General features: G+C 44.4%; 18 protein-coding genes, 1 tRNA gene and 1 pseudogene. 6 read left to right on the plus strand and 14 right to left on the minus strand.

Annotated features, from left to right (window positions below):
- Together H6F74_RS15020 and H6F74_RS15025 are read left to right on the plus strand one after the other, a co-directional pair.
- Window positions 1–284: pseudogene (locus tag H6F74_RS15020) on the plus strand (hypothetical protein); the annotation flags it as partial.
- Window positions 281–472, plus strand: coding sequence for a hypothetical protein (locus H6F74_RS15025; RefSeq protein WP_190442479.1), 192 nt, complete (start codon window positions 281–283; stop codon window positions 470–472). The pseudogene H6F74_RS15020 and the gene H6F74_RS15025, both read left to right, overlap by 4 nt.
- Window positions 473–754: 282 nt before the next feature.
- Here H6F74_RS15025 and H6F74_RS15030 read toward each other — a convergent pair whose 3' ends face one another.
- From H6F74_RS15030 to H6F74_RS15075, 10 genes are all read right to left on the minus strand, one after another.
- On the minus strand, window positions 755–1,378 hold the full coding sequence (locus H6F74_RS15030) for a YdcF family protein (RefSeq protein ID WP_190442481.1): 624 nt from the start codon (window positions 1,376–1,378) through the stop codon (window positions 755–757).
- Window positions 1,379–1,505: 127 nt separating this feature from the next.
- A tRNA-Arg gene (locus H6F74_RS15035) sits at window positions 1,506–1,579 on the minus strand.
- Window positions 1,580–1,627: 48 nt separating this feature from the next.
- Window positions 1,628–2,701 carry a tocopherol cyclase family protein gene (locus H6F74_RS15040; RefSeq protein ID WP_190442483.1) on the minus strand — a complete coding sequence of 358 codons (1,074 nt, stop codon included), beginning with the start codon at window positions 2,699–2,701 and terminating at the stop codon, window positions 1,628–1,630.
- Window positions 2,702–2,814: 113 nt separating this feature from the next.
- The gene (gene recJ, locus H6F74_RS15045; RefSeq protein ID WP_190442485.1) at window positions 2,815–5,184 is read right to left on the minus strand and encodes a single-stranded-DNA-specific exonuclease RecJ; all 2,370 of its coding nucleotides are present in this window, start codon (window positions 5,182–5,184) and stop codon (window positions 2,815–2,817) included.
- Window positions 5,185–5,525: 341 nt separating this feature from the next.
- Window positions 5,526–7,283, minus strand: a complete 1,758-nt coding sequence (locus H6F74_RS15050) for a zinc ribbon domain-containing protein (protein ID WP_190442487.1) — start codon at window positions 7,281–7,283, stop codon at window positions 5,526–5,528.
- A gap of 9 nt (window positions 7,284–7,292) precedes the next feature.
- Complete coding sequence (locus H6F74_RS15055; protein WP_190442489.1) at window positions 7,293–8,003, minus strand: hypothetical protein; 711 nt, start codon at window positions 8,001–8,003, stop codon at window positions 7,293–7,295.
- Window positions 8,004–8,280: 277 nt separating this feature from the next.
- Window positions 8,281–10,872 carry a sigma 54-interacting transcriptional regulator gene (locus H6F74_RS15060; protein ID WP_190442491.1) on the minus strand — a complete coding sequence of 864 codons (2,592 nt, stop codon included), beginning with the start codon at window positions 10,870–10,872 and terminating at the stop codon, window positions 8,281–8,283.
- A gap of 276 nt (window positions 10,873–11,148) precedes the next feature.
- Entirely contained in the window at window positions 11,149–11,820 is a 672-nt protein-coding gene (locus H6F74_RS15065; protein WP_199301257.1) for a GNAT family N-acetyltransferase, read from the minus strand.
- A 22-nt stretch (window positions 11,821–11,842) separates the two neighbouring features.
- Window positions 11,843–12,658: a PD-(D/E)XK nuclease family protein gene (locus H6F74_RS15070; RefSeq protein WP_190442493.1), complete on the minus strand. Its 816-nt coding sequence runs from the start codon at window positions 12,656–12,658 to the stop codon at window positions 11,843–11,845.
- 80 nt (window positions 12,659–12,738) lie between these two features.
- Window positions 12,739–13,329, minus strand: a complete 591-nt coding sequence (locus tag H6F74_RS15075) for a PAP/fibrillin family protein (protein WP_190442629.1) — start codon at window positions 13,327–13,329, stop codon at window positions 12,739–12,741.
- A 196-nt stretch (window positions 13,330–13,525) separates the two neighbouring features.
- On the opposite strand from H6F74_RS15075, the gene H6F74_RS15080 reads away from it, so the two are divergent.
- The 3 genes from H6F74_RS15080 (at window position 13,526) to H6F74_RS15090 (ending at window position 15,915) form a co-directional block, all read left to right on the plus strand.
- Window positions 13,526–13,777: a DUF3134 domain-containing protein gene (locus H6F74_RS15080; protein ID WP_190442496.1), complete on the plus strand. Its 252-nt coding sequence runs from the start codon at window positions 13,526–13,528 to the stop codon at window positions 13,775–13,777.
- A 100-nt stretch (window positions 13,778–13,877) separates the two neighbouring features.
- Window positions 13,878–14,990, plus strand: coding sequence for a phospho-N-acetylmuramoyl-pentapeptide-transferase (mraY, locus tag H6F74_RS15085; RefSeq protein WP_190442499.1), 1,113 nt, complete (start codon window positions 13,878–13,880; stop codon window positions 14,988–14,990).
- A gap of 238 nt (window positions 14,991–15,228) precedes the next feature.
- Window positions 15,229–15,915, plus strand: a complete 687-nt coding sequence (locus tag H6F74_RS15090) for a response regulator transcription factor (protein ID WP_190442502.1) — start codon at window positions 15,229–15,231, stop codon at window positions 15,913–15,915.
- A 5-nt stretch (window positions 15,916–15,920) separates the two neighbouring features.
- On the opposite strand, the gene H6F74_RS15095 is transcribed toward H6F74_RS15090, so the two are convergent.
- The 4 genes from H6F74_RS15095 to H6F74_RS15110 all read right to left on the minus strand — a co-directional run bounded on the left by H6F74_RS15095 (window position 15,921) and on the right by H6F74_RS15110 (window position 19,985).
- Window positions 15,921–16,094 carry a hypothetical protein gene (locus H6F74_RS15095; protein WP_190442503.1) on the minus strand — a complete coding sequence of 58 codons (174 nt, stop codon included), beginning with the start codon at window positions 16,092–16,094 and terminating at the stop codon, window positions 15,921–15,923.
- 672 nt (window positions 16,095–16,766) lie between these two features.
- Window positions 16,767–17,468 carry a PHP domain-containing protein gene (locus tag H6F74_RS15100; RefSeq protein WP_190442505.1) on the minus strand — a complete coding sequence of 234 codons (702 nt, stop codon included), beginning with the start codon at window positions 17,466–17,468 and terminating at the stop codon, window positions 16,767–16,769.
- Window positions 17,469–17,681: 213 nt separating this feature from the next.
- On the minus strand, window positions 17,682–18,878 hold the full coding sequence (locus H6F74_RS15105; protein WP_190442507.1) for a HetZ-related protein: 1,197 nt from the start codon (window positions 18,876–18,878) through the stop codon (window positions 17,682–17,684).
- Between the two features lie 453 nt (window positions 18,879–19,331).
- Window positions 19,332–19,985 carry an L-threonylcarbamoyladenylate synthase gene (locus tag H6F74_RS15110; RefSeq protein WP_190442510.1) on the minus strand — a complete coding sequence of 218 codons (654 nt, stop codon included), beginning with the start codon at window positions 19,983–19,985 and terminating at the stop codon, window positions 19,332–19,334.
- A gap of 198 nt (window positions 19,986–20,183) precedes the next feature.
- Here H6F74_RS15110 and larC point away from each other — a divergent pair, with 198 nt between their 5' ends.
- The gene (larC, locus tag H6F74_RS15115) at window positions 20,184–21,533 is read left to right on the plus strand and encodes a nickel pincer cofactor biosynthesis protein LarC (protein ID WP_190442512.1); all 1,350 of its coding nucleotides are present in this window, start codon (window positions 20,184–20,186) and stop codon (window positions 21,531–21,533) included.
- Window positions 21,534–21,599: the final 66 nt, after the last annotated feature.

The raw sequence follows: 21,599 nt of genomic DNA on the forward strand, positions 1-21,599 counted from the left end.
AGAGTTTGAACCCGAATTTCTCCAGAAACCATGATGCACCCGAAACTTTGCCATCACTTACTTCTACCTGTTCAAAATTATCGACTGTGACAGTTGAAAGGGCGGAATGTGGGGTGAATATTGTCTCAATTTATTCCCAAGAACAAGGCTGTGTCTTCGCCCAACAAGCCTTCCTCAATAAAGAGAGTAGCGAAATTGAAGTGGTCAGAAGTTTGCTTGAAGCCTTGCATTTAGAGGATATGGTGATCACAATAGATTCTTTACACTGCCAAAAAAAACTGTGAGTGCCATCATTGAGTCGGGCAACGACTATCTTTTAGCTGTCAAGCAGAATCAACCGAAATTGCATCGGCAGTTACAGCAGAATGCCGACGAGAGTAGACCCATAGATATTTATACTCAAACAGAAAAAACCAGAAACCGAATTACCCAACGTCTTGCTCAGCGTCTTTACAAATTTGACTGGGATTAATCCGGCTTGGCAAGGAATAAGTTGTTTTGTCAAAGTCGAGCGTCGCGGTTGGCGACAAAACGTTTCTTATCAGGAGACCCATTACTATATCACTAGCCTGAGCGCCACAGGACAACGATTAGCCTAACTGATTAGAGGACATTGGCAGATTGAAAATCGGCTGCATTGGGTTAAGGATGTCGCCCGCCGGAATGGTTATGAGTCTTTGACGACGGCACAACGAATGTTAGGGCACGATCTCAAAGGGATATTTTCCCTTTTAGAATGAATAGTCCCTGGGGATTAGGGAGGGGTTCTATACGACTTACTTAGGGTAGCCCCTGTATATCCGGTAGTCACCCAGAGAATAGCTCTGGCTCCATCGCGGATTGATTTTTCAATCGGCTCAGATGGGTTCCCCGTTTCCACTACTACAGGCTTAATCGCAATTCCCCGACTGCCCAAAACAATCTCTCCAATTACCCTGGCGCGGCGCATATGGTAGTCAGAGGTAATTAAATAGATGCTAGAGATTCCTTTAGCTTCCATTTCGTCAACCAGGGTGGTAAAGTTCGTGACCGTATCCAACGCCTTATAGTCCAAGCGCAGGCGACTAGGATCAACTCCAGCTTTGGCAAAAACTCGTTTGACGTAGGTTTTGTTGGTGCTACCTGAAGAAACCCAGATTGGTAAATCTGGGTTTTCACGCGCCAATTTAGCTGCAAACTTCTCACGCTCCAAATCTTTAGTGGAACCACCCAAAACTAATAATGCTTGGGGTTTAATAAAACTTTTTTCAACCTGCTTGTACCCAAACCAAAGCACTATAGGTAGGACTAGCAACAGCAACCGATAAGATTTACCTTTAGACTGAGAAGTCTTGGAAAATAATTTTTGTTGTCCGCTGGGAGAAATTTTCAGAATCATCAATCGAAGAAGCCGAGTTTAAAGTTTGGGCAAGTGCGCCCAATATGAAATTTCCCTATCTCAACAAGTGCGTCAACGGTAGATGCACTTTGCTGAGCGAGAAATACTATTAGAGATTAGCAGACAACGGGACTGGCCAGACTCGAACCGGCGACCTAGCGCTTAGGAGGCGCTCGCTCTATCCATCTGAGCTACAGCCCCAACTCTAAGCAGATCATAGCAGTTGAGCGAACCATCACTCACCTATCTTTAAGCAGACCGCCAGGTTTCTTCCCAAGAAGTACCTCCTGTTTCTAATCCACATAGAGAACTGTGTGCTTTCAGGATGGTTTTCGGTTTGCTGGCGGACAGTTCTCGCAGTTCCAGGCTAAGCTGACCGTTCATGGTATCGCGACAACAGAAAACTAAACCGTTTTCTGTGGGCGCACGTAGGGGAGTTCCGGGGCGATCGCTAGTTCCTGTGAGTTCAATTTCAAAATGCTCATTTCTGGCTTGCATCTGCCAATTCCCCCAAGGCTCGATATTCCAGCTTACCTTTGAGTTCCAGGGTACAAACTCGTAAAATTTGCCGCGATAATGCAAACCTATCATCGCTACAGATTCCATCCACCACAACACCCCGCGTCTACCGCCACCAGCAGTTAAAGCGATGGGTTCATTGTCAAAGCTATTACAATTCACCCAAAACCATTTTTGCGGAAAAGCGCGTCCCCAGTTTTTTTCCCCGTAAGCTGGGGCGTTGGTAAAATCGTAGCGATCGCCATTCCACTCAATCCAGCCTGTTGCTAAACCGTGAGCCATCAATATCTGCCATCCCGGTTCAAAAATCGGGAAAGAAGACAACCATCCGGCTGTTGATTGCTGTGGTTGATGTTGATTTCCCCAACCGTACACTGGCTGAATCTGATATTCCCACCGTGCGGATGCACCCGTACCGGGATCTTGTAAAAAGCCCTGATTTAAGGTTGCTGTAGCTTGATAACCTTCTTGAACGTTAAGCTGAAATTGATCGGAGGGGAGGTAGGCGGGTTTGGTGGACAAATCGGTTTTTCCCCAGTGTCCGAAGGCTAAAACGTCCCGTGATGCCCAGAACTTGTTGACATCTGGGAAGGTGCGGCAAAGATAGCTATCCTCTGGGCCAAGAATTTGTGCTGCACCGCCACTTTGCGGTTTGCCGCCAATGGGATCGTCAATTGAATACATGAAAGCGAAGGTATGACCGCAATCTGGTAAAGTAACGCGATAATACCAACCTTCAAAAAATCGCTGGCTGCTGCCGTTCCAATGATATCCACTGTGGGGCGTTTGGAGAGAATTTTGCATCAATTGAATCTGTTGATGGTTTATGTTTGGTGATTATTGATTAGTAGTAATGAACAATTGAGGATTCACGGACAGGGGTCTGGGCTGTTCTACTAACTAATAATCCACTATTTTTAACTGATTGTATTTTGAGTAGCCATCGCTCGAATGGCGGACAAGGGAACTTGATAAAAGTATTTTTGGCGAAATTGTTCTTCTTGGACAGCTGCGATAAATTGCTCGATGGCATTCTTGGCAAGACTGGGAGAAGATTCTTCTGGATGGAAACTAATCTGAAAATTCCAGTCTAGTTGTTTGACAAAAAAACCAAGATGAGATAAAGCATCAAGTCCCAGTTGGAGAGTGCGATCGCTTATTCCTAGCTTCTGAGATATTTGGTCATCACTTGCCGTTTCTCCTGTACGGCTGAGGTATTTGGCGATTCCTACAAGTTGTAGCCAAATGTGGTCGGGTGGAATTGGTTCAGGGGGGTGATATGCGATCGCTAGTTTCCGATTTGTCTGTTGGGCGCGTCTGAACCACATTTGCAACTCATCCCAACTGCTAGGACACTCTCTAACTGGTAGGACTGACGAGTGCAAACTCACAGGCGAGACATCTGTGCTACAAACTAAGGATTCCTCACGACAGTCTAAAATCCAGTCTAGTTGGCTAGTAGTGCCTAGCGAGTGTGTTTGGGCAACAGTACGCACCGCAATCATCCGCACTTCATAATGAGGTTTTATTCCTTTACTGGGATTTTCATAACTATTGAAATCGAGTTCAACAATTGCATCGCATCTACCTTTAGGTAAATCTTCTTTATAGTGTCCCCACCAAATACCTTCAAAGCCAGTTTCGCAGGAATCATCGCAAATTTTAAAGTTAGTTTTAATGTATTGAACTTTTCTACCTTTGAAGTCCTGAGTATTGCTATTCCACATACTTTCAAACCAGCAATTTTGAATCAGCAATTTTGGGACTGGGTTGCCCATACCGCAGGGTTCCAGCAATTTTAATTCGCGAAACAAATCTTTTCCTAATTCGCGCACCGTACAAACTAAATCTGCTTGTACAATTGGCGGTAAAGGAGTGCCGTCTGGGGTGCCAACAGTGGCACGTAACTGCTGATTAATTGCTTCTGTAAATAGAGGAATTTTCTGGACTGGGAGACTCAATCCAGCAGCGAAGGGATGACCGCCAAATCGATGTAATAAGTGTGCTTGTGCGTTTACTAACTGATAGAGATCAACCTGATTAACAGAACGCGCAGAACCGCGTGCGATCGCATTTTCGCTCAAATCGCCTTCTGTACTCAACAAAACAGTCGGACGACCAGTTTCTTGCGCTACTTGTCCCGCCACCAAACCCAAAACGCCTACAGCCCACTGAGGGTCGCAAAGAACAATTACGCTAGTTGTTGATAAATCGAGTTGGGCTAACTTTTTGTTAACATCAAAAGCGACATCTTTTTGCAAAGCTTTGCGGCGACAATTAGCTAATTCTGTCTCTGTTGCTAACTGCTGAGTGCGTTTTTCATCACGGCTTGTCAGCAACTCTACACAGAAAGAAGCATCGCCTTGAATGCGACTCACAGCGTTAATTCTAGGGCCAAGACCGAAAGAAATGTCAGTTGGGCGATCGCCACTTTTTTGACATAATTCTAACAGACGCGCTACACCAGGACGATTGCGTTTTTTGAGTTGCTGTTGCAGGCGTTCAATTCCTCGCTGTGCTAGGTAGCGACAATCACCGCTAAGTTGTACTAAATCGGCAATTAAACCAATTGCAACTAAATCCAACAAATCCTCTAAAGGTTGTTGAGGAACATCTGGCAAAGTTTCATAAAGTGCTTCCACTAACTTGTAAGCAACTGCAACACCAGAAAGATGAAACATCGGATGTTCTGGTGGCAAATAGCGAGGATTGATAATTGCTTTTACATCGGGACGTTCTGTAGGTAGCGTGTGATGATCGGTGACAATAATATCAATACCCAATTTTTGGGCATACTCAATTTCACTGATATTAGTGCTACCTGTGTCGCAAGTAACAATCAGCTTTGTTCCACTTTCGGCAAGTGCTTTAATTCCATTATTATTAAGTCCATGAGACTCGGTTAAACGATTAGGAATATAATAGCTTAGTTGTAGATACTGAGCGAAGAACTGTCCTAATCCATCCCATAAAATAGAAGTAGATGTAATGCCATCAGCATCAAAATCTCCCCAAATAGCAACTTTTTCACCAGAGTTTCGGGCTTCCAGTAATCTTTCTGTCGCCCACCGCATTTCCTGTCCAAATTCAAACGGACTTGCAGGTTGATACAGATTTGGGTTCAAATAACCTGCTAACTGGGTTGTATCTCTAATTCCCCGTTGCCATAACAATTGAGCAGCATAATGTCCTGGTAATCCAGATGCGTAACGTTTAACTTCTTCAATAAAGGCCGCTGGTGGTTGAATATTTGGCTGTACCTGCCATTCGAGTTGCTGCTGTGACATTTTTCCTAAAATACCCTAATCGACCATTACCAATTTTACATTTTAGCGACTTTAACTATCAGTTGTTACTGAGATAAATGGCTAAATTGAATAGAGTTATTTTACAACCCTAATTAATTTTAGTGCCATGACTGCCTCAATTTTCACAGATAGCCCAACAAACCTCACAACAACTTTGCCTCAGTGGAAAACCGCTAATTGAGAGGATTACTTGCGATTATGCGACGACCCAACTAATGAGAGGAAAAATTTTTGAGCTATTGCCAGGATTTTGTTTAATTTAGAGATAGCTAATACTTCCGAGCCATTGTCAAATTAGTCTAGTAATACCGAAGCAATAGTTACCCAGAGATGAATTCATTGGCTGCATTTTTGATTATTCTCGAACGAACTTCCCCTATAAATCTTATACCCATTAATTGTGTACGTTTCGCCTGAACAATATCACCAATTTTAGGGAATTGTTGCCTAATTCTATCTTTAAGCTTTCCACTAATAGATAAAGCCTCAATCGATTCGTCTAGTAAGCCACTTATAATAGATGTTGCTTGAACTTTTTGTCCACACTCAGGGCAAAACTTTGCATTTGGTGGTAAGTCTGCCGAACAATTAGCGCATTGGTCTGATGCTTCTTTTAAAGCCCTTAAATAAGTTTCAAACTGCGGATCATCACCCGCAAACTCTTTAGAATATCTAATACTTAAAACATTGATTGCCTCTGCCAAATCAGGCATTAAAAATGCTTTTTCTGTAACAAGAAATGCAAGATGCACCATATATCGAAAACCAGTTTTTTTATCAGAAACAGCGATTGTTCCCTTGTTTGTTAGTACGCCTGAGTAGCATAAAATGTTTAATGCTAGTTTAAGATTAGGCGACATATCACGTCGAACTGTGAAAAAAGCTGACTGGTAGTTATTTTGCTTTTGACGATGGTTTTTACTTCTAAGTTCTGGAATAATATAACTCCTTAATAAATCCATCCCAACCCTGACATGGTGAGAAAACTTAGGGATTCTTTTAGATAAGTTTTGATGATAAGGAATAAGTTCTTTATCAATAAAATCCTGTACTGCTAACCTAACTGCCCTCTCAGAAAATCCTTCTTTTAATTGTTGAGCTTTTTCAAGAGTGCGATTCAAAATATGTAAAAATGCACGAGGATTTCCTGTAGAAAGATAAATACAAATATCTAATATTTGACCTTTACTAAAAATCTTTTTACATAAAGAATTATCAGAATCTATTCGCTTTTTCAACATATCCCTAAAATTTTCTCTGATTGCCTGACGTCCTTCAATAGTATGGTCAAATCTATCCATTGGTATAGCTATCGCATCTTGCTCAGGTTCAAAGTTTTTTCCATAAGAAGTTATGCTTGGATAAACAGCTGCTTTAACGGCTATTGAACCGCCATGAATACGTTTAAATATTTCAAAAAAAATTTCTTGTTGTCTAGGAATAAAAGTGTGAGCGGCCTCATCAAATAAAAAGACTATTTTTTGTAGCTCAAATTTTGCAATGATTTCCTTAAGAGTTTCCATTACATAGCCTAAATCGTTAACTTTATCAAAAAAATCATTTCCGATTTTAGCTATTATTTCTTCTTTATTTACTGCCATCGCTAGGTTTTGCAACTGATGGGCTTTTTCTTGCAAATATATTTTTGTCTCTTTAGGAGACTTTATACCAAACATCGCCTGGTATGGGTCGATAACACTCTCATGACTAATCAAATCGAGAGAAAGAAGTTTCTCATGTAAATTTTCGAGGATTTTTGCACCTACCCAAGATTGAAAGGCATCCCGTTCACCTACTTTAATTCCCTCTAGCAAGGTACTGGTTTGAAACGTAACATATACAGCTAACTTTCGATGTATCGTAAAGTCGCTGTCCATCTCAAATTCTGCTTGCCTAAGTAGCATAGACTTTCCAACGCCACGAGAACCTTCCAAAAGATGAGCACCACCACCTTTTAAAATGTCTACAACTTTGCGTTCAAAGTCACCTAAAACTGTTAACTGCGGAATTTGGGCATAGACTAGATCCTCACATCTAGCAGCCTGTAGTAACTCTAAAACTTGTGAATTTTCAGACATTCTTATAATTTATTGCAATCGTGAAAGTGATGGTAATCTTTTTTCTAATTCAAAAAAACTGTCACTAAATCGATTTTCCCACAGGTGTAACAGTATGTTTTGAACTTTTGTTACCAGATCGAGATGCTTTTGCCAATCCGCAGAGTTATGATTAAAACGATCTGGTAGAACAGACTCAAAAGTTGAAATTTTGCCATGTATAGTATTACTAAGAGTTCTATATATTTTTTTACATTCGTCTACCTCAAGTGAAAAGCCAGTATATTTTTTATAATTTTCACCTAAAATAAATGATGTATAACTTGCACTATTGAGGTAATCAATCATTTCATTAAAGTTAAGATCCTTATCGTGGCACTTCCATGCCCAAAACTGATGAGGCATATCCCATAAGTATATAATAGCAACACCTAGCTCTAATACTCTACGAAGAAGAGTTTGAGCAGGTTTATCCAGAGAGCATCCAGCTAGATACACTGAAGTTACGACATCTGCAAACACCTCATCAAATATTGTGGTAATTTCTTTCTGAGATTGAGATAAATATGTTTTTTCGCGTATGACTTGACCGAGGATAGCAAAAGCACGCGCTTTTATTTCTACTTGAGAGAGTTTTTCTATATTTTCTAAAAGAGAAACTTTTAGGTTTTGCTTTAGTTTCTCTTGAAGTTCTATAAAAATTTGGGTTACTCCCAGACTTTGCTCCTCACTCAAGTCCATGATTTTACCTCTCTATTATCTTTATACATTTTTTCAGTAAAGTGGTTCGCAGATTAGACACAACCGCTACAACTACTACAGCTGGTTAAGTGCGAAAGTCTGACGCTAATATTGTAGCCTTAGCCTTATCCCTGGGATACAGTTAGCACAAATCAAAGACTTCTAGTTGATAGAATTTGATAATAGGTGGTCAAGTTGTCGGGTATTTGGGCGATCACATCTCCATTCAAGCACCCCAACTACCAACTAATGAGCAGCAGTTGGGGATGAAAGACAACTAACGGAGGATAATCATCCAGAGGGAGACGAAAAGCGCGATCGCGCTCAAATGTTGGGGTAAAAGCGATCGCATCTGCTGTCTGGCAATTTTCTGAGTTAATAGCATCGTCAACAGCAGCGAGAAAATCAGCGTCGTTCCCTGCAAAAACTCTATCACAGCGGGATGAGCCACCAACACGGGCAACCCTTCACCACTTAACCCAAAAGTCGCCATAGTTAGCGGTAAAATGCGTCCAGCTTCACCCAAACCTAGCTGCAAATAGTGAGATAAATTTGCCCCCAAAACTAACGGCAAATACCCATAAGCTAACTCTACAAACGAGCGAGGTTTTAGAGAACCCTTAAAAAGCAAGATTCCACCATAAGCTAAAAAAGGCACAGTAGCAGGAATAATTAAAGCGAAAATCGATAATCCGAAATGTTGCCAAAATTGCGTTAAATCTAAATTCAACCCTAAAATTGATTGCAACTCTGGCAATCGATGCAAATAAACTCCTCCCAATAGCAACAGTAACAACGCCACTTCATAAGCGTGGGGTGTATGACTTGTCCATAACTCAATTCCCGGCGGACGCAAATTTAGTTCAACTGAACGGTGCGGACAAGCTTTAAGACACGTCATACACAATACACAGTCTTTGTTATCTTCCAATTGGGCAGGGTGAGAGTAAACCGGACAGCCGCCAGTTTCCAAACCTTCCCCTTTTTGCGGGCCGCCCTTGTAACATTGATAGGTAGTACATTCTGCTGAACAAGTGCCTTGCTGCGCCCTTAATTCTATCATTGAAAGCTTAGCAAATAGCCCGTTCATTCCGCCAATCGGACACAGATACCGACACCAAAACCGCCGTTCAAAAATTGCTGAGAAAATCATCGCTCCGGCGGTAATTAATAACAGCAAACAAGCGGATAAATAAGCAGTATCTTCTAAATTCCAAAGTTCTTCCCAGAGATAAATTAGGACAAATAGCCCAAACAGAAACCATCCGCCCCACTTTTCCGCTGACTGTCGGGGCCAACGTTTCAACTGACGCGGAAATATCCACAGGGAAAGCTTCTGGGTGATTTCCCCATAAATCATAAAAGGACAAAAAGCACACCAAAGCCTTCCGACAAAGGGAAAACCGATTAGTATCAAAGGCCACCACCACGCCCAGAATAAGTTTAGAGTCACATTTTCCGAACGACTCTGGGGGCCAAAAAATAATAGTCCGACGACGAGGGCAAAAAAGCCGGAGGTGAAGCTGTAGTTAATTCTATCCGGCCACCAAGAACTTCTGAGAAACCGCCGCAAAGCGGGATAGGCATTTAAAAGATTGACGCGAAATTGCTTTTTTTTACTTTCAACTGACCAAAAAACTTCTTCGGTTAACTCTTTAGTGCCAGGAGACTGGACGATGGCTCGTTCTACGAGACTTTGCAGTTCTCTGAGGTTGCCGGGGAAATCATACGCTTGTAAACGGCGCAAAGCTTCTGGAGTGACTGTGGGTTTGGGAATACCTTTTGCCCGACACAAGAGGCTAATGTAGTATTCTACCTGAGCTTCGATGTCAGCTTTTCGCACTCGTAGCGGCGGTACTTTTATTAAATGACCAACTTGACGTTCAATTGTAGGTAGGTGTTTTTCCGCAATCATAATGATGCGGGCTTGACAAATGAGCGCTTCGGCTTTGGGGCTGAGTGAGGAATTTTCTTTCCTACTTTTGTGTTCCTGTCCCGCAGGCATCTTGTCTGCGCTACGCTGCTGGGAACTTTCAACGGGGTTGTAGATGTTGGTTTCTAAAAGTTGCGCTAGTTTGGGCGTGAGTTCTGGGGGCAGTTCTTGGATATTGTTGAGTATTAAGGTGCCTGTCCCTAGTGATTCGATTAGCCCTGGTTTACCGCCGACGCGCCCAAATAGTTCTGCACCGCTAGCTTGTAGGGTACTACAGTCTACTTTAATTACAGGTTCGCGTCGGTTTGGACAACTGAAGTGAATGAGGGCGGCGGTATTGTCTTTTTCTAACCCAGGTTCTCCGAAAATTAGGACTGGACGGCGATCGCGATCTGCCTGTTTAATTTGTTCTCGGAGCCTGGTAGCATAGCGACTTTTCCCCACAATACCGCGTTTGGCTCTAGCTACTAGGTAGGGACGCAAGGCTATTTGACGTTCTTGTTCGTAGCTTAGCTGGGAAGATAGCTTCGCCAGTTCTTGCGCCATTTGTTGGGAGAACGCCTGGGAAATTTCCGGATATTTGGCAACTAATTCCCGAAATTGGGCGGCGGGAAGCAACCAGAGTTGGCATTCGCTCAAAGTCTTGACAGTGCGCTGCGCCTGCTGGTCTAATAGCAATTCCTGTAGGTGTATGGCGGCTCCAGGGAGGAAACTAATTCCCCAGGCTGAACCGATTTGCTCTTTGCGATCGCCTTCTAGCTGCCCTTGTCTTAAAATGTAGAGTCCTTCCGGGGGGGTGTCCTCTACTACCAGGTTCGTCTGTGCTGGTACAATTTTCTCTTCTAAAACTTGCGCGATCGCATTTAATATCGGTGCGGACAGTACGCCCAGTGCGGTGCGTTCTTGTAGCCATGTCACCGTATCTTGTGATGTCATGGTTGCCTTTTAAAATAATTTTCGCTTTACATTCTAGCTGTATTCTATAAAGATTATTAATTTAAATACCCGATCGCTGGGATAAAATTAACTGAGATGATAGAGCCTATTAATTTCTGGGTTCCCTTAGCCCTGTTGGGTTTGATTATCTTAGCTGCGATTTTCTTTAGTCGCCTCAGCAGCTAGTACGTTCACCTTGAAGGGTGGCGCTACACAAACAAAACCTGCCAAGGCGGACTTTGTACGCGAAAGCCGCGGCTTTAGTCGTCCGGCTTTCTATTCACCTGATAATCTACTGGGATCATCCCCAGTCGGCGGCGGGGTTTCTGTCACCATTACCTTAGTTGCAGCTTCGCTGGTAATTCCTTGGGGTTGCGTCGAAGGACGACGACGCGATCGCTTATATGCAGCCCTCTCAGCTTTTTCGCGTTCGTAGGAAATCAGTCTCCCATAATACTCGTGCTTGCTCAAGTTCATCGACAAGAAAATGTGCTGTCGAGTATTGCCAAAACCTTTGCGTCCAAAGAATTTTACAGCTGGAGTATTAGCAGGATCGGTGTCAACCAGCATGAACCGCACTCCATCTTCAATCATCCTTTCTATCAGCTTATCAACCAGCTTATCTCCTACACCCCGGCGCTGAAAATTCGGACTAACTCCTAGCCAAATAATATATCCATAAGTCCAGGTTGCTTTGCTAATAACCGTTCCCAAAATGAATCCTGCTAGTTGTTCATCAATTTCGGCAACCAGACAGTATTCTGGATCGGTGTTGTATAGTCCAATTACCTCCCATTCGTCCCAAGTTCTGTATAAATAGGGGTACAAATCGCTAGTAAAAACAGATTCTCCCAAGTGGTAAACGGGAGCCAGATCGTCGATTTCTAAATTGCGGACATATACAGAAGAGTGATTAGAAAATGCCTGATCATTTTTCTCGTCCATCATAACTTTTGAAATTTTTTTTCCTTTACAGAGAAACTTCCTGAATATTAGCGATATTTAGCAGCAAATCTCTATTAATGGGATTTTCTTCGTCAGCGCGAAGGTGCGATGCGATCGCGTCCCGATCGCATCGCACCGCAAAATTACAGTCACCGCAACGATTAGCAGATTCTGGAACTTGCGGAAAGTCAACCCCATCCCGGTAGCCTTGCAGCCATTCTGTTAGCTGCGTCAACAGGTGTTTTAAATCTTTTTCCGTTTGCTCGTGCTTTCTGGCGTTGTATTGTATCTTAATGCTTTTTGGCTCAGGTTGAGACTGAACAAACCAGTAAGTCATAGAAACTTGTTCAACCAAATAATCGCTTGTTTCTGTCAAAACATAGAGATAAAGACGTGTTTGCCAATCTCCTTCTAACCATTGTCGCTTTTTCGGTTGAAGATGAGTTTTCCAATCAAAAATCTGAGCATTTTCTACATCTTCAACTAATAAATCATAGATAACAGTCAGCAAATATCCCTGAAAATTCAGTGTCCGACAATGTTCGCTTTGACGAAATGTCGAGTTTGTTTTCAAAAGTTCTGGTGCTGCATTCAACAACGCATTCACCCAACGTTGTAGTTGCGCGTCTTCCTGCACCAGGGATTCTACTGGCAATCCAAGTTCTCGCTGCTGCATCAACAAGTGAAACCGACTACCCCAAGTCAATCTTTCTTGTTGTTCTGGATGGGTGGGAGAACTTAGTTTGTCTAAGTAAATGTGTTGAAATCTTCTTGGACAAGTTTCTAATAAATTCAGTTGTCCTTGAGATAGTCTTAACAAGGTTTCTTGATTTAATTGCATTTTTTATTTGTTGTTTGTCGTCCCTTGTCATTTTGTAGTCTCGCCTCTGATTGACTAAGAACACAGGCGAGACACCTGTACTACTTAATGGCTTTTGTTAGTACAAAAACACTACCTTCATTGCCTCGACCTATCCGCAAATCGTTGTCGAGATAAGTGATATCCAGCCAACCTTTTTGATCGCGGCTTTCGATACCAAAGTCTAAGGCGAGAAAATTTTTCCCGCTTTCAATTTGCTGGATAAAATCAGAGGGTGAGTTGTAGCCGATTAAGCGCTGTAAACCGGAGATGGAACGCTCAAATTTTACTAATACGCGGCGTTCAGAAAGCGGTTCAAACCGGGCGGTAACGCTGACTATGCCTTCGAGATAGGGTAAGCCGTAAACTTCAGCAATGTTGTAAATTTTGGCTTCTTTTGCCCTAATACATTGATAGATTTGACCAAGTTTAAGCAATGGAACCTGGTCAATGTTTAATAAACTGCGACTGGTGGTATAAAGCAGCCGCCAATTGCCGTCTAGTAAGTCAGCCGCCTCAACCGGACGGGGTGTGGGATTTATGTCTTCCAATTGGGCAACGGCGGCGAGAATGGCTGCTTTGTCGGTTTCTGTCGCCAGCAGTCCACGATTTTGAAAAGCGATCGCTTCCAGCAGTGCTGCTTTCCTCATTATGACCTTACACTTGCGTTGCGTGACACTACCATCAGCTTAGCCCTTGTTTTTCCAACCAAACTGACATCCTCATCTTCATTTTTGATAAGTTTAGTAACGCTCACCTTGACACAAAAGGGATAATCTAGGAGCGATCGCCATTCTCTGAATGGTAAACTCAATATGTCTAGTTAGCGACCCTGGCTCTTATCCTCTTATGTCCGACCCTAAGTTTTACAATCCGTCTCTGCGCGAAGAACCGCGTCATCAACTCGCTGGTATCATTCCGCTACAACAAGAACCTTCAATTCTCGACTGGCTGGAATCAACAGGACGGCTGTTGGCGCGTGAAGTCGTAGCAGACACATTTATGGATGAAGATGAAGAAATCGCCGATCTGATGACGGTCGATGATGGTGCTTACGATGACCTAGACGACGATGATGATGTCGTTGAGGTCGAGGATTAATAGTCAGCACATAAGAATTCAGGCTTCAGGAGGCAAGAGAAACTTCTGGATTCTGAATTTAGGCTTCTGAATTTTGGTGTGAGAAGTGAACTAAAAATCTGTGGACGCTAAATTATTTTCCGATCGTTCGTTAAAGTTCTCAGGAACGAGCCTACTAGCGTTGCTTGCGGTTGGGTTGAGTGTGGGAACACTGATTTTCGATTGGCAAGCAGGTTATCTTGCAGCGCTGGGCATTTCTATGAGTTTGCCCCTGTGCCTGTGTGCTGTAGTGACGGCGGGATTAGGGTACTGGGCAGTACCCCTCCTGCAAGCATTGAAAACTGGTCAATTTATTCGTGAGGATGGCCCCCAAACTCATCTAAAAAAAGCAGGCACCCCAACGATGGGGGGCTTGTTTTTTGTGCCTGTGGGTGTATTTGTGGCTTTGATTTGGTCTTGCTTAACTGTAGGGGTGCAAGAGCTTGCGCCTGTAATGGGAGTATCAATTGTAACTTTAGCATATGGAGCGATTGGCTGGGTTGACGATTGGCAAGTAATCAGACTCCGCTCGAATAAAGGCATCTCGCCCCGAATGAAACTGGGGTTGCAGATTGGGGTGGGCGTGCTTTTTTGTACGTGGCTGGTTATAAGTCAACCTGCGGGGATTACAACTATCTCGTTGCCTTTCAATTTAGCTTTACCTCTGGGGCTGTTGTTCTGGCCTTTAGCGGTTTTTGTTGTGGTGGCGGAGAGTAATGCTACAAACCTCACGGATGGTTTGGATGGACTAGCGGCGGGAACCTGCGCGATCGCTCTCGTTGGACTTGGTGCTATAGTTGCCCCAAACTCGCCCAGTCTAATGATTTTCTGCGCCTGTATGAGTGGCAGTTGTCTGGGCTTTTTGGTTCACAACCGCAACAAAGCCAGCGTTTTTATGGGCGATACAGGTTCGCTGGCACTCGGAGGCGCACTCTCAGCAGTCGGGCTTCTGAGTAACAACCTCTGGGCGCTGTTCATACTCAGTGGGATTTTCTTTGTGGAAGCAATTTCGGTCATCGCCCAAGTTAGCTACTACAAAGCCACCAAAGGCCCAGATGGCATCGGCAAGCGCTTGTTTAAAATGTCTCCGTTCCACAACCATCTAGAACTGAGTGGCTGGAGTGAAACGCAGATTGTAGGGGTGTTTTACCTGATTAACGGTGTCTTAGCTTTGTTAGGTCTGGTGCTGCATTAAGGGCTAAGGACTAGGGGCTAGACATCACAAAACTCGTTCTTTGGGGTGATGCCTGGAGAACGAGAATTTTTTATAAAATAAATATAAAAATAAGTATTAGCATTAATAGTGTAATTTGTATAGTCTAGAATTCCGATCAAATAGCTGTGAAAAAAGTTCGCTACATTGAAAAAATAGCGGCAAAAAAACACTAATGCCAGCAAAACTGTAAAGAAAACGTAGCGGCAAGGAAACAACAATGTCAGCACAATTATTACTGGTAGACGACGAACCTGGATTGCGCGAAGCAGTCAAAGAGTATCTGCAAGATAGTGGTTTTAAGGTTCAGGTTGCCAGTAACGCTACTGACGCATGGCAGATGTTGCAGAAGAACGTACCGGACTTAGTGATTTCGGACGTGATGATGCCCAAGGTGGATGGTTATCAGTTCCTCAAGCAGTTGCGGGAAGATCCTCGGTTTAAGAGTCTTCCCGTCGTATTTTTAACCGCCAGAGGCATGACAAGCGATCGCATACTAGGTTATCAAGCTGGGTGCGATGCCTATCTCCCCAAACCTTTTGACCCGGAAGAATTAGAGGCAATTGTCAAAAATTTGCTGGAACGTCGCACAACAGGCGCAAACTCAGCAGGCGGTGGCAGCGATATTGAAGATATCAAGCTTCAGATTGCCGCCATCAGGGGAATGTTAGAAGATACCAATCGCATTGTGCAAACGCCCCCACCTATCCGCATCGACTTGACTCCCAGAGAACAGAGTGTTTTAGACTTGGTGGCGGAAGGATTGATGAATAAAGAAATTGCCCGTCGTTTGGAAACCAGCGTCCGCAACGTCGAGAAGTACGTCAGCCGCTTGTTCAGCAAAACTGGAACAAATAGCCGTACCGAGTTGGTGCGGTATGCCCTGGAACACGGCTTAACTAGGTAATTACTCTATCTTTCCTCGTTATCCAGGCTTCTGCCCCGATAACGAGGAATTAGCCCGCGCAGGCTGGCTTTGTTGGTGTGCGGGAGTTTCGAGTATTTCGGCATCTGGAAAACTGAGCGATCGCTATCCTTCTTATTAAGAAACCTTGCGTTAGTTAAAGAAACTTGTGCTTTTCTCATTGATCCCTTAAGGTTACTGATATGTTTATTAAACAGATTCGTAATTTAAAAGAGAAAAAATGAAAGTTTCACAATCTTCTAACCACTTGGGTCAATCAGTTTCTCTGGCTATCCTATTGGTGATGATGAGCGTTAGCGTCACCGTTCTGATGCTGATGCAAAGTAGCAATTTTTAATAATAATTTTTCATTATTCCTGATCCGGGCTATTTGTGCCGCTCCTTAGTGAGCGGCATTTATTTTATAAGTCATAAAACATATCTTACTTTGGGAAGAGGCAATAATTTATTGATTAGCTGAAAGCTTCAGGACTTACGCAGTTGCCGTGAACTAAAGTTCCTGCTCAAAGCTAAAACCCATTGAAATGGGTTGGTTTGAGGTTTTTTAGTCAGTTTCAACTGACTTGGGCTTTGGGCCAGGAAATTGATTTCGTGGTTCTTAGTGCGTAAGTCCTAAGCTTATTTAATCAATTAGGCGTAATGCGATCGCAATTTAAACAATACTTTTCGGTTAACGCTTAATCCCCCACCTTAAAAAGGGCGATTGGGTATCTCCTTAGATTAAACATCACTAACCGAGAGAATTGCTTAAAAAACCCGTTTTCGATAGGGAAAACGGGTTTCTTGATATTTAGTTTTAATTGATAATACTCCTCCCCAGCCCCCCAGCTCCCCTACAAACGTTGAAGCAAGCTCAAGCCGTGGGTATCAGTGCCGCAAGTGTTTAGCAAACCATAGGTAGTAGCCAATTGTATTGCCTCCGTGGTTTCCTTGGGGCTGGGTTTCCAGGGGCTAGGGTTATTGTAAGCATAGTAGCTTTCCATGCCATCAACACCTATCTCCGCAGCCGCTCTCACGAGTTCAGCGGCCCGAAGGCGATAGCGGGATGGGTGCGCCAAAACCGCCAAGCCACCAGCTTGATGAACGGCGTTAATTACATTAGCAGCTTCAGCATCGCTTCCCCTCGGTGCCTTGCCTTGTAAATACAGCTGCATTGCCGGATGTTCTGGGTCAAAGGCATAGCAGAGGATGTGGACTTCTATTTCCAGCAGCTTAGAGGTAATTTCCGCACCAGTCCACAGGTGAGGAGCGTCCACTTTAGAGCCATCAAATACCTTATCTAGCCAACATTGAGCCGCCTTGTAACCACGAACAGAGTGATGATCGGTGATAGCAAGACCTTTGAGATCGAGGACGACTGCCTGCTCTATCAACTCTTCTGGCTTCAGCCTACCATCAGAGCAGATGGTGTGCATATGGAAGTTATAGGTACTGGGACAGCTATCAGCCTGAATTGTCTCAAAGACCTCCCGGAGCGCTGTTGTATTTTGCGCTGGGGGATGGGGTGAAGCAGAATGAACAAGATTAATCGCCATAACCTCAAATGAGTCGTGCGCTTTCATTGATAATTGTTAACAATACCCTAGCAAAACTAAACTAGGATGGCTTGAAAAAAGTTAGGAGATATGAATTATAAGTTAGGAATTTAGAAAATTTTTCTGCTATACACTTGGGGCTGGGCTGAGTGTTGAGTGCTGAATTTTGAATAGAGAGAATTTATTCTAAACTCAGCACTCATAACTCATGAGTCATAAGTCTCCTTGGTTGCGGACTTTCCAAGCCATTTCTAGGACTTGAGTCCAGCGCTTTTGCAGCTGCTTAGGGGTGCATTTGAGCGATCGCGCAATCTCTTGATTGTCCATTTGAGCCTGTTTTAGCTGCAACAACTGCTGCTGTTCCGGGGAAAGCTGATTATAAAACTCTTCCCACTGAGTAGAAGACATTCCCAGCTTTTGGTCAAGGTCAGCACCCAACCATTGATGCACCAGTTGCCAGTTGTGCTGACGAGCGAATTTTTCAACGTGGTACTTGAAGCGCTGTTGCAGGTAGTCACGCTGGCGCGAGGTTAGACCTAGAAACTCGTCAATTTCAGGAGCGGAAAGGTCTTGCAGTTTTAAGGTAAGGTAATTTACGCAGTCTTGTTGACCTTGAGATTCTAGGTATTCTATCAGCTCAATGATCACGCGATCGCGCAAAACAGCTTCTGCTGGGTCAACTGTATCAGCAACTAATTGCGATCGCACTTGTTGCATTGCCGCTGACCGACTTTGCGTTTGAGCATCCTCACCCTTGGGAAACTCCACCGCCTGTTCAATATCCATTGTCGTCTCAGAGGGCAAGCGACGAGCAAAACTCTGCGCCCGCAACACAACCAGCTGCTGGCTGGTGCGATTCGGCAAATTAATCCGCCGCTTGGCATACTGTTCGCTGAACGCCATATACTCCGCCAATTCCAACTGAGTGCGCGGCGTATAGTCTGCCCCAAGCTGATTTTCCCGCCGGAAAGCTTTGATAGACTCTACATAAAACTCTTGCAAGAAGTCCTCAATCAGGTTGTAGCGAGCTTGAAAACCTAACTGGGATTGAGGCGCTACCACATAGCGATAAACCATAGCACTGAGATTGCTGTGCAGTTCCACGCGACCGCGCTTAGAACCTAGTCGGTAGTACGACAGACACTTTTGCAACCGATGACGCGCTAAGTTTAGCTGCCAGGAACTGATTTCGCCTGAAGTTTGAATGCGAGAACTTTTGTGGCAAATCCGTTCTACCTCCAACGCAATCCTGCTGGCAACTGCCTGAACGTGCCTAGACATCACTTTGATTTCAGCCCGCAGTTCCTCTACTAAAAGCTCTGTCAAAGTTTGCGAATCGAATCCTAACAATTGCTCAGCCGAATTAAACGTATTGTCAGAAGTTTGGCTGAGAGAATTTATAGTAGTCATGGTGAAAGCCCCTGGCGGTGGTAGTAATTAAAGTCAACTAGAGGCGCTCTTAAACGGTGCAATTTTGAGTAATATCAGGCAGTGCCTGCGATTGACCGTTTCAGCTCTCTATATTTAGACTGTAGAGGCTTGCCGTTAGACACCGGGCAGCTTGTGTGTTACTACGTTTATCTAACTAAGGAGACTCTTGATGCTCTCCAGGGATGAAAAGCCGCTCAAGAGAACCTCAAACCCTTGCTGTGCCTAAACTTTAAGCCCCGCAGAACATCGGTGCATGACCGTTACTGTGGGGCATCTATACTCAGTGTTTAGTAGACAATTCACAAACTGGGTTGGTGGTAGTTTTTAGTCCGAAGTTCCCGTTTTTTCGGCTGTAGTTTATGGTTTATCGTCCACAGTGGGATTTTGGATGGCGATTTTGGATAAATTAGCGATCGCCTCTATCTAGTCAAATTAACTGACCGATGTCGCCCAAGCCGTAGCAGCCTCCCATCCCAGACCCTTGCGGACGATTACAGGTTCCTGTTCGGTCAAATCTAAAATTGTGGAAACCTCGAAGGTTACTTGAGAATCATCATCCACAATTACGTCTACCAAATTGTCCAATTGGTCGAACAGTTCCGCCTTCTCCAAACCCACTATCGGGGTATCCCCATTCTCGTCTGATAAATGTGCTGACGTGGAAATAATCGGATTGCCCAATGCCTGCAACAGCGACTGGCACACTATATGATCCGGAACCCGAATGCCTGTAGTTTTGCGTTTAGGGTTCATTACCAGTCGGGGTACTAACTTGGTGGCAGGTAGCACAAATGTGTAGGGGCCTGGGATTAAATTCCTCATAATGCGGTAGGCGGCATCGGTGACTATGGCATATTGGGCAATGTTAGACAGAGACGGACACAGGAACGTCAGGGGCTTATCATTCGATAGCTGCTTAATCCGCCTCACCCGCTCCACAGCTGACTTAACGTTAATGTCACAGCCAATCGCGTAGACAGTATCTGTGGGATAAAGGATTACAGCACCATCTCGCATTGCCTTTACTATTTGTTCTATTCGACGTGTTTGGGGTGTATCAGGATGGATGGTGTAGATGGTCGCCATGAAAAATTAACTCTCTCGCACTTAGCTTATATTTAGTTACCAGTTATTATTCTCGTCCTTAGTCAGAGGCTAGGAACGAGACGATGGGAGGCGGGAGCCTCCGAATTGTTGAAAATGGTGCAAGTTTTCAGTTTATTTAAACCTCAAAACCCGTTTAACAGATAATTTGGTTAAAAGCCCCTGACTCTTCATTACTCTATGAACAAGCTAGCTTATCTAGAATGTCCGACGGGAATTGCTGGTGATATGTGTTTGGGGGCGCTCGTAGATGCGGGGGTTCCCTTGGATTACCTGATAGAAAAGCTTGATGGTTTGGGGATGTCCCACGAGTACCAGTTACGAGCCGAAAAAGTCCATCGTAACGCTCAGCAAGCCACCAAAGTTCACGTAGATTTGAGTGTGGATAATGGCAATGGAAGTCAGCACCAAGAACATCACCATCACCATCACGAGGATGAGGATCATCACCATCACCACCACGAGGATGCTCATCCCCCGACGCGGCGCTTGCCAGAAATTGTGCAGTTAATTACCGCCGCCGGGTTGCCTTTACGGGTGCAAGCATCGAGTCTGGCAGTGTTTCGACGACTGGCAGAGGCGGAAGGGGCGGTTCACGGTATTGCTCCAGAAGAGGTTTTATTTCACGAGGTTGGGGCTACTGATGCCATTGTAGATATTGTGGGTACTTGCTTGGGTTTGGATTGGTTAGGGATTGACGAACTGTATTGTTCGGCACTTCCCACTGGTGGCGGTACGGTCAGGGCATCTCATGGTGTGATGCCAGTGCCAGTACCAGCGGTGCTGAAGTTGTGGGAATCCCGCCAGGTGCCAGTTTACAGTAATGGGATTGACCGGGAAATGGTGACACCGACTGGGGCAGCGATCGCAGTTACCCTTGCCACCAGTTTTGGTTCTCCGCCGCCAATGACTATTCTGCGGGTTGGTAATGGTGCTGGTTCCCGCCAGTTAGCGATTCCCAATATCCTACGTCTCTGGATTGGGGAATTCACAGGCGAGACGCCTGCGCTACAGGCTGGGGATCTCTCTACCCCAATCTCTATTCCCCAGTCGCCTCAATTAGAAATGATTTCGGTGCTGGAAACGCAAATTGATGATTTGAATCCCCAAGCTATCGGCTATGTGTTTGAGGTACTTTTTGAGGCTGGCGCGGTGGATGTTTTCACTCAATCAATTGGTATGAAAAAGTCCCGCCCTGGTGTCTTGCTGACGGTTATCTGCCATCTAGAGCATTTAGCTGCTTGCGAAGCCGTTTTGTTCCGCGAAACATCTACACTGGGCATCCGGCGGCTGATGCAACAACGTTCCATCTTGCAACGGGAAATTCAGCAGCTTGAAACAGATATTGGCTTAATCCGCGTCAAGGTTGCTTGGAGTGGTGTTGATGGAGAAAGAGCGATCGCTAACGTACAGCCAGAATATGAAGATTGCGCGGCTTTGGCACGGGCTAACAACCTGCCCTGGCGCGAGGTGCATCAACTGGCGCTGGATGCTTGGTATAGTCAGCACCGGGCGGCCAGGGGCTTGTGACACTAGCCCAAAATAACAAATAGGGTGGACAAGGCCCACCCTATGAATAGCTTATTGAGTTTCGGT

This window comes from Trichocoleus sp. FACHB-90 (assembly GCF_014695505.1).
Taxonomy (GTDB): Bacteria; Cyanobacteriota; Cyanobacteriia; order Cyanobacteriales; family FACHB-T130; genus Funiculus; species Funiculus sociatus.

Excerpts from the sequence above, each read along its gene's own strand:
- H6F74_RS15030 (WP_190442481.1), bottom strand. The coding sequence starts at position 1,378 with ATGATTCTGAAAATTTCTCCCAGCGGACAACAAAAATTATTTTCCAAG.
- H6F74_RS15040 (WP_190442483.1), bottom strand. The coding sequence starts at position 2,701 with ATGCAAAATTCTCTCCAAACGCCCCACAGTGGATATCATTGGAACGGC.
- recJ (WP_190442485.1), bottom strand. The coding sequence starts at position 5,184 with ATGTCACAGCAGCAACTCGAATGGCAGGTACAGCCAAATATTCAACCA.
- H6F74_RS15050 (WP_190442487.1), bottom strand. The coding sequence starts at position 7,283 with ATGTCTGAAAATTCACAAGTTTTAGAGTTACTACAGGCTGCTAGATGT.
- H6F74_RS15055 (WP_190442489.1), bottom strand. The coding sequence starts at position 8,003 with ATGGACTTGAGTGAGGAGCAAAGTCTGGGAGTAACCCAAATTTTTATA.
- H6F74_RS15060 (WP_190442491.1), bottom strand. The coding sequence starts at position 10,872 with ATGACATCACAAGATACGGTGACATGGCTACAAGAACGCACCGCACTG.
- H6F74_RS15065 (WP_199301257.1), bottom strand. The coding sequence starts at position 11,820 with ATGATGGACGAGAAAAATGATCAGGCATTTTCTAATCACTCTTCTGTA.
- H6F74_RS15070 (WP_190442493.1), bottom strand. The coding sequence starts at position 12,658 with ATGCAATTAAATCAAGAAACCTTGTTAAGACTATCTCAAGGACAACTG.
- H6F74_RS15080 (WP_190442496.1), top strand. The coding sequence starts at position 13,526 with ATGTCCGACCCTAAGTTTTACAATCCGTCTCTGCGCGAAGAACCGCGT.
- H6F74_RS15090 (WP_190442502.1), top strand. The coding sequence starts at position 15,229 with ATGTCAGCACAATTATTACTGGTAGACGACGAACCTGGATTGCGCGAA.
- H6F74_RS15095 (WP_190442503.1), bottom strand. The coding sequence starts at position 16,094 with ATGAGAAAAGCACAAGTTTCTTTAACTAACGCAAGGTTTCTTAATAAG.
- H6F74_RS15100 (WP_190442505.1), bottom strand. The coding sequence starts at position 17,468 with ATGGCGATTAATCTTGTTCATTCTGCTTCACCCCATCCCCCAGCGCAA.
- H6F74_RS15105 (WP_190442507.1), bottom strand. The coding sequence starts at position 18,878 with ATGACTACTATAAATTCTCTCAGCCAAACTTCTGACAATACGTTTAAT.
- H6F74_RS15110 (WP_190442510.1), bottom strand. The coding sequence starts at position 19,985 with ATGGCGACCATCTACACCATCCATCCTGATACACCCCAAACACGTCGA.
- larC (WP_190442512.1), top strand. The coding sequence starts at position 20,184 with ATGAACAAGCTAGCTTATCTAGAATGTCCGACGGGAATTGCTGGTGAT.